The sequence below is a fragment of the Phycisphaerales bacterium genome (assembly GCA_035627955.1).
In the GTDB taxonomy this organism is placed as follows: domain Bacteria; phylum Planctomycetota; class Phycisphaerae; order Phycisphaerales; family UBA1924; genus JAEYTB01.
Genome location: DASPKU010000008.1, coordinates 1 through 13,038, shown reverse-complemented (window position 1 = coordinate 13,038; position 13,038 = coordinate 1). Strand labels below are relative to the sequence as shown.

The 13,038-nt window shown below is 66.8% G+C and carries 15 protein-coding genes and 2 tRNA genes; 10 read left to right on the top strand and 7 right to left on the bottom strand.

The window, feature by feature from the left end:
- Nucleotides 1–39 precede the first annotated feature (39 nt).
- From VD997_07775 to rpmE, 5 genes are all read left to right on the top strand, one after another.
- Nucleotides 40–112: transfer RNA gene (locus VD997_07775), tRNA-Phe, on the top strand.
- A 251-nt stretch (nt 113–363) separates the two neighbouring features.
- The gene (locus VD997_07770; protein ID HYE61880.1) at nt 364–669 is read left to right on the top strand and encodes a hypothetical protein; all 306 of its coding nucleotides are present in this window, start codon (nt 364–366) and stop codon (nt 667–669) included.
- Nucleotides 670–764: 95 nt separating this feature from the next.
- Nucleotides 765–2,477 (top strand): DUF1338 family protein, encoded by a 1,713-nt coding sequence (locus VD997_07765; protein HYE61879.1) that lies wholly within the window; start codon nt 765–767, stop codon nt 2,475–2,477.
- Nucleotides 2,478–2,603: 126 nt separating this feature from the next.
- Nucleotides 2,604–2,675, top strand: a tRNA-Asn gene (locus VD997_07760).
- An 81-nt stretch (nt 2,676–2,756) separates the two neighbouring features.
- A complete protein-coding gene (gene rpmE / locus VD997_07755) occupies nt 2,757–2,990 on the top strand; it encodes a 50S ribosomal protein L31 (GenBank protein HYE61878.1) in 234 nt (77 codons plus the stop codon).
- A gap of 54 nt (nt 2,991–3,044) precedes the next feature.
- On the opposite strand, the gene VD997_07750 is transcribed toward rpmE, so the two are convergent.
- From VD997_07750 to VD997_07735, 4 genes are all read right to left on the bottom strand, one after another.
- Nucleotides 3,045–3,578: a transposase gene (locus tag VD997_07750; protein ID HYE61877.1), complete on the bottom strand. Its 534-nt coding sequence runs from the start codon at nt 3,576–3,578 to the stop codon at nt 3,045–3,047.
- 63 nt (nt 3,579–3,641) lie between these two features.
- Nucleotides 3,642–4,901 (bottom strand): radical SAM protein, encoded by a 1,260-nt coding sequence (locus VD997_07745; protein ID HYE61876.1) that lies wholly within the window; start codon nt 4,899–4,901, stop codon nt 3,642–3,644.
- Between the two features lie 118 nt (nt 4,902–5,019).
- Nucleotides 5,020–5,799 carry a class I SAM-dependent methyltransferase gene (locus VD997_07740; protein HYE61875.1) on the bottom strand — a complete coding sequence of 260 codons (780 nt, stop codon included), beginning with the start codon at nt 5,797–5,799 and terminating at the stop codon, nt 5,020–5,022.
- Between the two features lie 10 nt (nt 5,800–5,809).
- Complete coding sequence (locus tag VD997_07735; protein ID HYE61874.1) at nt 5,810–6,568, bottom strand: hypothetical protein; 759 nt, start codon at nt 6,566–6,568, stop codon at nt 5,810–5,812.
- Nucleotides 6,569–6,619: 51 nt separating this feature from the next.
- Here VD997_07735 and tilS point away from each other — a divergent pair, with 51 nt between their 5' ends.
- Nucleotides 6,620–7,642, top strand: coding sequence for a tRNA lysidine(34) synthetase TilS (gene tilS / locus VD997_07730; GenBank protein ID HYE61873.1), 1,023 nt, complete (start codon nt 6,620–6,622; stop codon nt 7,640–7,642).
- 14 nt (nt 7,643–7,656) lie between these two features.
- Here tilS and VD997_07725 read toward each other — a convergent pair whose 3' ends face one another.
- Nucleotides 7,657–8,364 (bottom strand): class I SAM-dependent methyltransferase, encoded by a 708-nt coding sequence (locus VD997_07725; GenBank protein HYE61872.1) that lies wholly within the window; start codon nt 8,362–8,364, stop codon nt 7,657–7,659.
- Between the two features lie 73 nt (nt 8,365–8,437).
- On the opposite strand from VD997_07725, the gene VD997_07720 reads away from it, so the two are divergent.
- Together VD997_07720 and VD997_07715 are read left to right on the top strand one after the other, a co-directional pair.
- The gene (locus tag VD997_07720) at nt 8,438–8,653 is read left to right on the top strand and encodes a DUF433 domain-containing protein (GenBank protein HYE61871.1); all 216 of its coding nucleotides are present in this window, start codon (nt 8,438–8,440) and stop codon (nt 8,651–8,653) included.
- Nucleotides 8,654–8,751: 98 nt separating this feature from the next.
- Entirely contained in the window at nt 8,752–9,006 is a 255-nt protein-coding gene (locus VD997_07715) for a hypothetical protein (protein ID HYE61870.1), read from the top strand.
- Between the two features lie 53 nt (nt 9,007–9,059).
- Here the strand turns inward: VD997_07715 and icd are convergent, their stop codons facing one another.
- Together icd and VD997_07705 are read right to left on the bottom strand one after the other, a co-directional pair.
- A complete protein-coding gene (gene icd, locus VD997_07710) occupies nt 9,060–10,532 on the bottom strand; it encodes an isocitrate dehydrogenase (NADP(+)) (GenBank protein HYE61869.1) in 1,473 nt (490 codons plus the stop codon).
- Between the two features lie 63 nt (nt 10,533–10,595).
- On the bottom strand, nt 10,596–10,940 hold the full coding sequence (locus tag VD997_07705) for a hypothetical protein (GenBank protein HYE61868.1): 345 nt from the start codon (nt 10,938–10,940) through the stop codon (nt 10,596–10,598).
- 223 nt (nt 10,941–11,163) lie between these two features.
- Here VD997_07705 and VD997_07700 point away from each other — a divergent pair, with 223 nt between their 5' ends.
- A complete protein-coding gene (locus VD997_07700) occupies nt 11,164–12,036 on the top strand; it encodes a DUF1579 domain-containing protein (protein HYE61867.1) in 873 nt (290 codons plus the stop codon).
- Nucleotides 12,037–12,244: 208 nt separating this feature from the next.
- A partial coding sequence (locus VD997_07695) for a saccharopine dehydrogenase NADP-binding domain-containing protein (GenBank protein HYE61866.1) occupies nt 12,245–13,038 on the top strand: 794 nt, incomplete at its 3' end.

Here is a 13,038-nt window from a genome sequence, read left to right as displayed (position 1 = left end):
CCGCCCTACGCTTGCTCCCCGGCCCACAAAGCCGGCTGCGGGCAGTTAGCTCAGTTGGTAGAGCACCGCATTGAAAATGCGGGTGTCCCCGGTTCAAGTCCGGGACTGCCCATTCAGATGACACGCCCGGGCCAGCCCCGGGCGTTGTCGTTTTTGGGGTCGACGTCCCACCGAGATGTCCTCATCTCGGTGGTTCTTCGCCCGCGAGCGCATTGGCTCAAGCAGTTGCCCAAGGGCACCCCCGGCCCGCCGCACTAGGCAAATCACCCGCCACCTCGACCCGCAATCACCGCGGCCACACCGTCGTTCAGCCTCTCGAGCGCCGGCCCGCTGTCCGGGCACAGCGCGAACAAGGAGGTTCATATGTTCGGTCTCCTCAGCACCAAGTTCCTGGCCGCGGCCGCCCTGCTCTCGGCCGGCGTCTTCACCGCCGCCCCGGCGATGGCGGGCCCCCGCGGCGGCGTGTCCATCGAGGTCCGCGCCGGGGGCTACCACGATGGCTACTACTCGCGAGGCCACTGCGCCCCTCGGCGCGTGTACCGCGAGCGCGTGTACGTGTCGCCCCGTCATCACCACCGACACTACGGGCATCACCACCACCGCGGGCATCACCATCACCGCGGGCACCGTCATCACGGCGGGCACGGCCACTGGGGCCACCGCCACTAACGACGCGTCGTCGGCCACACCGTACAACGCCCGTGGGCATGCCCCGCGGGCGTTTGCTTTTTGGGCCCCCTGGACCTCCACCCCTACGATCCCGCATGACCACGCTCGCAACACCGGCCACGGCTCTTACGAACCTCGCCGACAAGGTCGAGATGCAGAACCGGCTGTTCGCGGAGCTCTCCGCGATGTTCGGACGCGAGGTCCCGCTGTACGACAAGTCGCTCGCGGTGAACACGGTGACCAACACGGCCGTGTGCTCGCTGCTTTCGCAGATCTACCACTCGTTCTCCATCACGCCGCAGCAGCTCGAGAAGACCAGTGGCGAGCGCCACGGGGCCATCCGCATCGGCCGCCCCGACGAGTACCGCTGGATCGCGCGCTTCTTCGCCTGCTTCGCGATGGAGCCGCACAACTTCTACGACATGACCAACGTGGGCGGCAAGAGCCAGCCCATTATCGCCACCGCGTTCCGCTCCGTTCTCAACCCCGAGCACCGCGTGTTCACGTCGCTGCTCATGACCGATTACTTCGACCCTGCCACCCGCGCCCGGATCGAAGCCCTGCTGGCCACTCGCCAAGTCTTCTCCGACCGTGCCAAGGAGTTGATCCAGAAGTCCGAGCAGCAGGGCGGGCTCTCGTCGACCGACGGCGACGCCTTGGTCGCCGAGGGCACGCAGCGGATCTTCAAGTGGACGGCCCGCGCCCGCGACCACCAGCTCTACAAGGACCTTTGTGACGCCGGCTTCAAGATCGCCGCGGATATCTGCTGCTTCGAACGCCACCACCTCAACCACCTCACCCCCAACACCTTCTGCATGGACCTGTACACCAGCGCCATGAAACTGTGCATGGGCGAGATGGACGAGGCGACCTTCCGCTCCCGTGCGACCACCGCCCTCACCCGCCTCTCCCACCAGGCCGACCGCGAGTACATGCACCTCACGTTCAAGCACCTGTCGCAGCAGGAGCTTGACGCGCTCAAGCCCGCCCCGCTGCCCCACGCGGCCATCACCAGCATCGTCGACACCACCGTCAAACAGCTCCGCCGTCCCGACCTCGACCTCACCAAGCTCAAACACGCCGGTTTCAAAGACTCGACAGAGGGCCCCAGCCAGGACACCCCCGTCCTCCTCCGCCAGGACGCGTACAAGGCACTCACCGAAGCCGTGACCTTCATGAACCCCGACGGGACCACCACCGAGACCACGCACACCGCTCGTTTCGGCGAGATTGAGCAGCGCGGCTACGCCACCACGACGAAAGGCCGTGCCCTTTACGACCAGTGCCTCGCCGCCGCCGAGGCCGACCCCGCCTGCTCCGTGGCCGCCGCGAAGAAGGACTTCGCCGCCTACGAGGCCGCGTACGCCAGTCACTTCGCCGCGTTCCCAAAGACCGTCGACGCCCTCCTCGCGCAAGGCCTCATCCACGCCCGCTACGAGCCGACCCCTAAAGGCCTCGCCGCCAAGGGCACGCTCGCGACCACCGACCTCCAGCAGCTCGTTCGCGAAGGCCACGCCCGCGCCCACGCCCTCCGCTACGAGGACTTCCTCCCCGTCTCCGCCGCGGGCATCTTCGCCAGCAACCTGAACCAGTACGGCACCAAGTCCACCGCCGCGGCCAAGCCCACCTACACGCAGGCGCAGCTCGAAGCGATCATGGGCAAGAAGATCGTGGACGCCAACGCGGTATACGCGGCGGTCGAGGCCCGCTCGATCCTCGACACCCTTACCGCTCTCGGCGTCCTCGCGAAGGTCCCCGCGGCCGACCAGGCGGCCCTGCGCTCCGCCGCAGCCTCATTCGGGGCGTGATACCCCCCGCCAGAGGGACCCCGCAATCAAGTCCCCGCCCAACTTGACCGATGACCGGAGTCTGATAGTGTTCTGCCCCCGCAAGAGCGGGTTCAGGCCGCCCCGGGAACGGGTCAGCCCCTGGATTCCCCGATAGCTCAATGGTAGAGCGAGCGGCTGTTAACCGCTAGGTTCTAGGTTCGAGTCCTAGTCGGGGAGTTCACCTCAAAGGCCCGCCGCACGGCGGGCTTTTTCGTCGGTCGGGGCCTATGCTTCCCGCCCGATCCGGAAAGGCTTGCCATGAAGACCGACATCCACCCCAAGTACTACCCCAACTGCAAGGTCTACCACAACGGCCAGGTCGTCATGACCGTCGGCGCCACCGTGCCCGAGATGCACGTCGAAGTGTGGTCGGGCTCGCACCCGTTCTTCACCGGCAAGCAGACCTTCGTTGACGCCGCGGGCCGCGTCGAGAAGTTCCAGCGCAAGTACGCCGGCAACTACTTCGAGAAGAAGGGCGCGGCGAAGAAGTAAGCGAACGAGCCCCGAGCGTAAGCGAGGGGTGTTGCGGTCGTGAACCCCGAGCACTCAGCCCGGGGTTCTTCTGCTTTTGGCGGCATCCCAACCCAGTGGCCGCGCCATCTCAAGCGGGCTCCCTTGCTCGTCCCGCACGTACTTGATTGCCCGCACGAGAGATTCTTCCGAATCAATGTACCGTGTACTGCCGTGGTATGACCATGGCGAGATGTCCATGGCGTACACGCCCACTTCACGCATCCGTCTGGTCGAGTAGCCCTTCAGGTCGTTCATCACACGCTCCGGAGTGGTTCCAGCGGACACGACGACATGAACGTGCGTGGACCGGACATGGTGAACCTTCAGGATCCACTTCCGATACGCACAGACCTCTTCGATTGTGTGATGAACCACGTATCTGCGCTCGGCGCACAGCTCGATCGGAGGGTGCTTCAGTTCCGCAAACTCTGCCGCCTCTCGTAGAGCATCAGGCGGCAGCATGGGCGTGCCTGGCCTGTTGTGGTCACGGTCGACGGAACCTCTGTCCCGCCCGTGCAGCCAACTGCCATAGGTGTGGAACGTAATGAAGTACGCGAGCACCGGCATGAGCACAGCGTAACCTGAACCCGCTCGCTGACGCTCGGGGCTCGTCCGCTCGTTACTCCGTGCTCACGCCACCCGCCACGCCTTCCCGTCGCGCACCACGCGCCGGTACAGCGTGTCCCGCTCAACCGGCGTGAACCCCGCCTCGCGGATGGCCTTCTGCAGGGCCCATACGTCCACCTCCTGGTGCGTGCTCGCGCCGCCGACCTTGGTGATGTCGTACCACACCACCGTGCCGTCGATGTCGTCGGCCCCGCTCTGGAGCATCACCTGCGCCATCGGCAGCGTCTGCATGATCCAGAACGCCTTCACGTGCGGAAAGTTGTCCAGCATCAGGCGGGCCACCGCCAGCGTCCGGTAGTTCTCCAGCCCGCTCGGCCCGGGCAGGTGCTCGAGCTCGCAGCCATCAGGGAAGAACGGCAGCGGGATGATGGTCTGGAAGTAACCGAACGTCTGTCCTGACGAGCCCGACGCGCCAGCGAGGGTCCGGCCCCCGAATGCCACGTGCTCCGGGAGCGGCGTGCCGGGGCGGGTCAGCGTGATCGCGCCAGTGGCATCGCTGGCGTACTCGAGCCGCGCCAGCGCCACATCCTGCGCCTTCCGCAGCATGTCCATGTGCACCAGCCGCTCTCGCCGGTCCTCGATGTGGCCGTACAGCATCGTGGCGTTGGTGTTGAGTCCCAGCTCGTGAGCGATCGTGTGCACATCCAGCCACACGTCGCTCCGGATCTTGCCCTTGAACGCCTCGTCGTGCACCCGATCGTCGAAGACCTCGGCCCCGCCGCCAGGCAGCGAGCCCAGCCCCGCCTCCTTCAGCTTCTCCAGCACCCAGCGGATGCCCGCGCGCCGGTCGCTCTGCTTGTACACCTTCGCGATCTTCGCCAGGTGCACGATCTCCACGGCCGTGAACGCCTTGACGTGCAGATCGCTCCCGAGCTTCCGCGCTTCCTCGCGGATGGCCGCGACCATGTCCGTGTAATAGCTGAACGGCAGGTACGGGTGCAGTCCGCCGACCGAGTGGATCTCCGTCGCCCCGCTCTCCACCGCCTTGCGGGCCTGCTCGCGGACGTACTCAAGGTCGCGCGTGTACGCCTTCTCGTCCCCCTGCTTGGCGTAGAACTCGCAGAACTTGCACGACAGGGCGCACACGTTCGAGTAGTTCAGGTGGCGGTTGATGTTGTAGTACGCGTTAACACCGTGCAGCCGCCGCCGCACGCCGTCGGCCATTTCCAGCACCGACCAGATGTCCGGCGTTGCGTACAGCAGCTCGCCGTCCTCAAGGGTCAGCCGCTCCCCCGCCTCCAGCTTGGCCCGTAGGGGGTCCAAGCGGCCATCGTGGTTGGGCTTGCTTGGGCGGACCGGCTTAGGCAGGGTTGTCGTCATGGGTGTTTTCAGAAAACTTTGAAAACTATAGACCGCCCCACCATCACTTTCAGCCTCGATGTCACCCGCATCGCGATCGCCGGACGACCCAGATGGCCGGCCTAAAACTCGTGCTCAGGAGCGCGTTTGCGTGCATCTGCCGCTCGATGTACTCGCGGAGAACGGCCCGGAGCCGCGGGTGCAAGCGGGCGAGCGCCGCCGCGTTGACCTTTAGGCGTGCGAACAGCCGCCCATTGACAGCCGCGACTTCGCGCGCCGTAAACACCCGCACCTCCTCAACCCGGTCGCCGAGGCGCGTGATCACCGCGTTCGCCCGCTTCAGAGTGGGCGGTCGCCTGTGCCCCTTCGGCGACGGCCCACCCTCTGGATCGAAGAACACGTCATCGATCACGTACAGCCCGCCCGCTCGTACGCACATCCGCAGCGACCTCGCGGCCGTGCTCAGCGGCCACAGCCCCAGCATCATGGCAACGTCGTACCGCCGCGCCGGCTCCCACCGCTCCAGGGCCGCGTGCTCGTATGTCGTGAGCGAGTACAGCCCACGCCGCCGGGCGCTGCTCCGTGCAGCCTCGATAAAGGGCAGGTACCCGTCCACCCCAAGCACGCGGCAGCCAATCGCCCCCGCGACGGCCAGTGAAGCCGCGCCCTTCCCGCATGCGAGGTCCAGCACCCGCGACCGAGCGGTCACCCCATGTGTTTTCAGCAGCCCCGCCACCACTCGAGGCGAGCTCCCAAGCGACGGCATCCCCTTGAACAGCTCGGCAAGGTACGGATACAGCTCCTCGGGAGCATCCACCGACGCGGCGACGGACGCCGCAACTCCCCGCCCCAGCGTGTTCACAGGCCCCTCATCACAGGGCCACCGTGCCCTTGCGCAGGTTCAGGATGAGCTCCACCTGCCCCGTCGGCCGGTCGAGCCTCTGCGCGATCTCGATCACGCTCAGCCCCTGGTCGGCCAGGTCGTACACGTCGCGGTGGCTCTGGTCGTACGCGGCGGGCCGCCGCACTTCGCCCTTGGGCTCGATCAGCCGCGTCTCTTTGTGCGCGGCCTCCAGGGTCCGAATCCGCTCGTCGGCGGCCCGCAGCAAACGCTCTAGACGCTCAGCCTTTGCATCAAGCTCCGACGCAAGCCGGTCGGTGAGCTCGCGGATGTCGCCCAGTAGCTCCCTGTCCTCCGCGCCGGCGCCGCCCTGGGCCGCAGCACGTTGGGCAGGCTTCCGATTCATGCGGTACTTGAGGAAGTACGCGATGAGCAGCACACCCAGCAGCATCGCCGTGCCCGCGACCGCCTCAGTTGTCGTCAGCGGTGACCGGCTCGCGATCGTCCCAAGCGACTGGCTCTCGTTCGTTGGCACGGCCTTCTGCCGTTGTGACTTTTGCGGCTCGGTCATCTGCGGTTGAACCTGCTGTGGCTCCGGCTCCGTTTTGATCGCCACAGGACCGACGTCCTCCACCGCTGCCGACTCACCCGCCTCCGCGGCACTCTTCACCGGCACATCCGGCGCAGCCTTGGACGGCTCGCCGCTGGCGGTGCTGGGAACATTCGGGCTCACCGCGGCGTTGCTCCCGCGGCTGCCGTTCTCGACCGTGCCATCGTGGCCGACGCTCATAGGGCCCCTCCATGGGCTTGGGTGCGGACCTGTGCAAGGTATCATCCGCGCGTGCTGGACGCGAGCGTGAAAACCGCCCTGCGAAAGGACCCCGCGGGGGCCGCGATTGTCGCCTCCTGGCGCCGCTTGACGGGTGGGCGGGAGGTTCGCGACCCCCACCGCCGCACGCTGGTGGCTGTCTCCGGCGGCTGCGACTCATCCGCCCTGCTCCTCGCCCTCGCCGCGGCGACCGACAATCTGGTCGCCGCCCACATCGTCCACGACTTCCGCTCCCCCGCAGAGGCCCTCGCCGACCGGGACACCGCCGCAGGACTTGCCCAGCGCCTCGGCATTCCTTTCGTCGAAGGCCACATCCAGGCCCGTCGCGTGGGCGGCAACCTCGAGGCCGCGTCGCGCCGCCTCCGTTACCACGAACTCGCCCGCCTGGCCGCCGAGCAAGCCTGCCCCTACCTCGTCACCGCTCACCACGCGGACGACCTCCTCGAAACCATGCTCATGCGCCTCATCCGCGGCACCGGCCCCGCGGGCCTTGCCCCTATCCGCGCGCGCCGCCGCCTCACGGGCGTCACCATTGTCCGGCCCATGCTCGCCATCACGCGTGCCGACGCGGAGCGTCTCTGCACGCTCGCCGGCCACCATTGGGCCACCGACGCGACCAACAGCGATACCTCACGCCTCCGCAACGACCTCCGCGCGACGGTGCTCCCCCACCTCCGCCGCCTCTCCCCCCTCGTGTCCCAGAAGGCGGCGGTAACCTCCGAACTGGTGGGCGAAGCCGCGGCCATCATCCGCGCCCACGCCCGCCGCCTCTTGCAACAGGCCACAAGGTTGGAGAACAGCCTCGCCTGGCCCCGCACCCGCCTGCGCCGCACGCCCCGCATCATTCTGGGCGAGCTCCTCCGGACCGCCGCCCGCGATCTCGCCGACGGCTGGCACATGGACCGCCTCAGCCACCGCGTGCTCCAGGGCGCCCTGCGTGCCATCAAAGACCACAGCACCGACCCGCGTACGTTCGAGTGGTCGCACCTGCGCGTGCATGTGCTCGCGAACGAGGTCCGCATCGAGCGCACCTGAGCGTCGCCCGCGTCTCACACCCCACGCCGCGCCGACATCACCGAGTACATCCCCGTCCGCCAGTGCAGGTCCACGCCGGTGAACCCTGCGTCTTCCAGCATGCGGGTGTGCTCGCGCAGCGGCACGTAGTGGTCGTGCTTGTGCGAGTGGTCCACCAGGCTTGCGATCTCTTCCTCCGTGCAGTGCCCCGGTTCGCGGCAGAAGCGGTACCAGAGGTCCCAGTGCGCCTCGTTGGCCCGTTCAGTCGCCCCCGCCAGCTGATCCGCGAAGCACAGCTCTCCGCCCGGCTTGAGCCACGCCGCGAACGAGCGGTACAGCGCCGCCTTATCCACCACATGGTGCAGGCTCATCGAGGAGGCGATCAGGTCGAAGCTCTGAGCCGGAAACTCCAGCTGTTCGAAGCGGGCCGTCACCGCCACCAGGCGCGGGTCGTACCCTGCCCGCTCGCTGGTCACCCGCGTCATCTCCGGGGCCGCGTCCACCGTGGTCACGTTCGCCGACCTGTACCGCGACAGCAGCTTCAGGGTCAGGCTCCCCGTCCCGCACCCCAGCTCCAGCACGTTCACCGCCACCGGAGGCAGGATCTCAAGCAGCCGCTCGATCATCTCCTCATACCGCGGCACCGCCCGCCGGATCAGCGAGTCGTACGCGTCCACCATCTGCCCGAAGTACGCCGACGCGGTGGCGGGCGTCGTTGCCGGTGTGACCGAGTGCGGCTCCATGCGGGAGGGTAGCGGTCGAGGCTCATCACTCGCCACCGGCACGCCAAGTGAGCGGCCGTGACTAGAATCCAGCATGATCGATTGGAGTCAATGCCCAGCCGTCGAACGGTCTCCCGAAAAGGTGAGCGGCGCATGGGTCTTCAAGGGCAGCCGCGTGCCGGTTCGCGCACTGTTCGAGAACCTGGAGGAAGGCGCCACGATCGACGAGTTCATCGAGTGGTTCCCGGGCATCAGGCGAGATCAGGTAGAGGCGGTCCTTATTTTCGCCAGCAAGAGCCTCGCCGCGTAGACAGGCGGGGACGCGACATGCGAATCTTGTTCGATCAAGGAACGCCCGCGCCGCTTCGACACGCGCTTGTCGGTCACCTAGTCGCCACGGCTGACGAGATGGGTTGGTCGAACCGCACGAATGGATCACTCCTCGCGGGCGCTGAGGATGAATTTGACCTCCTCATCACGACCGACCAGAGCTTGCGGTACCAGCAGAACATTCAGACACGCCGCATCGCAATCCTTGTCCTGATGACCACTCGGTGGCCCCGTATCAAGGCCCATACGTCGCTCGTCGCGCAAACAGTCGATCGAATGAAGCCCGGCGAGTACCTCGAACTGCACATCCCGCACCTGCGGCCTCGTAATTGAAAGAGGGCGGGCCCCGCGGCCCGCCCCCTGTACTCCAATCACGTCGCACACGTTCACATGTGCTTGATCACCGCATCCCCGAACTCGCTGCACTTCAGCTTCGTCGCCCCCTCCATCATCCGGTGGAAGTCGTACGTCACCGTCTTCGCGCTGATCGCCCCGTCCATCCCCTTGATGATCAGGTCCGCGGCCTCGGTCCAGCCCATATACCGCAGCATCATCTCGCCGGACAAAATCACCGAGCCCGGGTTGACCTGGTCCAGGTTGGCGTACTTCGGGGCCGTGCCGTGCGTCGCCTCGAAGATCGCGTGCCCGGTGATGTAGTTGATGTTGGCGCCCGGCGCGATGCCGATGCCGCCCACCTGCGCCGCCAGCGCGTCGCTCAGGTAGTCGCCGTTGAGGTTCAGCGTGGCGATCACGTCGAAGTCCTTCGCCCGCGTCAGCACCTGCTGCAGCGTGATGTCGGCGATGCTGTCCTTGATCATCAGCATCTTCTTCCACTTGCCCTCGCCGTGCGTGGGCCACAGCTTCAGTGCCCCGTCCACCTCCGCCACGACCTTCTTCTGCTGCTCGGGCGTCATCATGTCGAAGCCCGGGTCGATCATCTTCGCGTTGGCCTCGGAGCTCAGGCCCGCGTTGGCCTCCTTGTTCCCCAGGATCCAGCTCTCGCGCTCGGTCACCACCTGGCCCCGGAAGAACGAGGTCGCGATCTTGTACCCCCAGTCCTTGAACGCGCCCTCGGTGAACTTCATGATGTTGCCCTTGTGCACCAGCGTCACGTTGCGACGCTTGTTCTTCAGGGCGTACGCGATCGCCGAGTGCACCAGCCGCTCGGTCCCCAGGTACGACACCGGCTTGATGCCGATGCCCACGAACCCGAAGGGCGAATCCACCGTCGCCAGCGGCGGCTCGTTGGCCGCCCGCGTCGGGCTCCCGATCGCCTCCAGCTGCTTCTGCCACTCCCCGCTCTGCTGCTGCGTGCCGAACCGCACCTTGGCGAAGTCCTTGGGGAAGTTCTGCTGCATGAACGCCAGCATCTTCGCGGCCTCGGGCGTCCCCGCCGCGTACTCGATGCCCGCGTAGATGTCCTCCGTGTTCTCACGGAAGATCACCATGTCGCAGTCCTCGGGCTTCTTCACCGGGCTGGGCACACCCTTGAACCACCGCACCGGCCGCAGGCACACGTACAGGTCCAGCATCTGCCGCAGGGCCACGTTCAGCGAGCGGATGCCCCCGCCCACCGGCGTCGTCAGCGGCCCCTTGATTCCGACGAGGTACTGCCGGAACGCCGTCAGCGTCTCATCGGGCAGCCAGTTCCCTGTCTTGTTGAAGCTCTTCTCCCCCGCCAGCACTTCCTGCCATGTGATCTTCTTCTGCCCGCCGTACGCCTTCGCCACGGCCGCGTCGAACACCTTCACCGACGCCCGCCAGATGTCCGGCCCCGTGCCGTCACCCTCGATGAACGGGATGACAGGGTCATTGGGAACCTGGAGCTGGCCGGACCTCATCGTGATCGCGCTGGGCATGGTGTACCTCGTGTAAGTGCGTCTCCATCCCGCGCTGCGCGGGAGGTGGCTGAGGGTAGCCGCTTACTTCCCGTTTTTGGCCCATCGCGGCCCCGGCACCGGCAGCACCAGATTCAGCAGCATCAGCACACCGAACGCCAGCACCAGCGCCGGGATCTCTACCTTGCTGCTCACGTACCCGCCCTCGCGCAGAAACGCCCCGATCCCCGCCACAATCAGCCACGGCCCGATCGTCAGCGTCAGCTTGTCGAACCCGCCCAGCGCGATGGTCAGCAGCCCTGCCAGCATCAGCCCGCCCACCCAGATCCAGTTCACGTCCGGCATCAGGCCCAGGCCACTCAGCAGCCACCCGCCGCCGATGAGGATGATCAGGCACGCGACGACAACCAGCTGCTTCGGGGCGTTCATGGTCGGAGCGTACTGACCGGGCCTTCAACTGCGCCTCAACCGACAACGTCCGTCCACGCCCGACACCGACATCCGCCCCCGTGCCCGAATTCATCCCACGCAACCATCGACGCCCCCCCGAGTTACGCCTCGCAGGCCGCGAAACCCCGGAATGTTCGGGCTTCGTTGTATACTGTGGTTCCCCCACCGAGGTGTGTGGGATACCCAGAACAAAGGAGATGTCATGACGAAGGTCCTCGCCGTCCTTGCCGTTGTCGGTGCCTGCGCTGTGGTCGTGAACGCCCAGCCCGAGAAGAAAGACACCGGCCGCCCGAGCGCCCCCGCCGCGACCCCCGCGTCGCCCGCCCGCCCCTCTCAGCCCAACGACCGGCAGCCCGCCGACCGCAAGCCCACCGACAAGAAGCCCGCCGACATGAAGCAGCCCGAGGGCATGCCCGAGGGCGCCATGCCCCCCGGCATGACCCCCGAGCTGATGAAGGAAATGGAAGCCTGCATGATCGCGGCCCAGCCCGGCCCCGAGCACCAGCACCTCCAGTCCATGGTCGGCACGTGGGAGGGCAAGAACAAGATGTGGATGACCCCCGACGCCCCCCCGATGGAGACCACCAGCACCGCCCGCTTCGCCAGCACCCTCGGCGGCCGCTACATCCACGGCGACTTCAAGGGTCCCATGCCCGGCATGGGCATGTTCGAGGGCGCCGCCCTCTACGGCTACGACAACGTCTCCAAGAAGTACCAGGTCGTCTGGGTCGACAACATGGGCACCGGCATGATGATCGGCACCGGTGAGGCCTCCCCCGACAAGAAGACCCTCACCTGGACCATGAAGTGGAACCACCCCACCCGCGGCGAGGTCACCTTCCGCGAGGTCGACACCATGATCTCCCCCGACGAGATGAAGCTCGAGATGTACGGGCCCCACACCGACGGCAAGGAGTTCAAGATGATGGAGATCGTCTCCAAGCGCGTCAGCAAGGAGCAGCCCAAGCTCCACGAGGACTCCCACGGCGGCAAGCCCGGCGCGCACCACCCCGCCGTGCCCCACACCCACTCCTCGCCCGCCCCGGCGCAGAACCCCAACCCCAACAAGAAGTGATGCCCGCCCTCGCCGGTTTCACTGAATGATTCCAGTCGCGAGGGGGCCCTTAGCGGGGCCCCCTCCGCGTTTCAGGCCGCATATTCAGAACGCGTTGCGCCGCCGCCATCAACCCGCGGGCCGACTTTGACGAACTGACTTCTACCATCACGCCCGCGCCGGAGCGAGCTCACTCGTTCAGGGTGCGCTTTCTCTCCGGAGGTTTTTGATGAAGAAGGTTCTCGTACTCGGCGCAGGCAAGGTCGGCAAGTCCGTCGGCGAGCTCCTGCTCGGGGCCGGCGGCGGCCACTACAGCGTCACCTTCGCCGACCGCGACGAGGCCAACCTCCGCGCCGCCGAGGAGAACCTCAAGCGCCTCAAGACCCTGGTGCAGCACCCGGTTGAATATGCACTCAAGCGCGTCGATGTCTCCGACAACGCCGCCGTCCGGGCCGCCCTCGCCGGCCACGACTACGTGATCTGCATGCTGCCCTTCAACTTCGTCGCCGGCATCGCGGAGGCCGCGAACGAGCTGGGCGTGCACTACTTCGACGTGACCGAGGACGTCGAGACCACCGACCGCGTCCGCGCCATCGCCGATGAGGGGCGCGCCAAGGTCGCCCTCGTGCCCCAGTGCGGCCTCGCCCCCGGCTACATCGCCATCGCCGCCAACGACATCGCGCGGGACTACACCGAGGTGCACGACCTTGTGCTGCGCGTGGGCGCCCTGCCGCAGTTCCCCACCAACATGCTCAAGTACAACATCACCTGGTCCACCGCCGGCGTGGTGAACGAGTACTGCGAGCCCTGCCGCGTCATGCTCGGCGGCAAGCCGACCAGCGTCCCCGCGATGGAGGGCCTGGAGAACTTCTCGTTCGAGGGTGTGGATTACGAGGCCTTCTACACCAGCGGCGGCGTGGGCAGCCTCATCGACCCTCAGGTGATCGTGCGCCCGGCCTCCGCGCAGGTCGACGATCTGCTGTCCGAAATCCACCTGAGAACCCAAAAAGGGGAGCGCGTCCT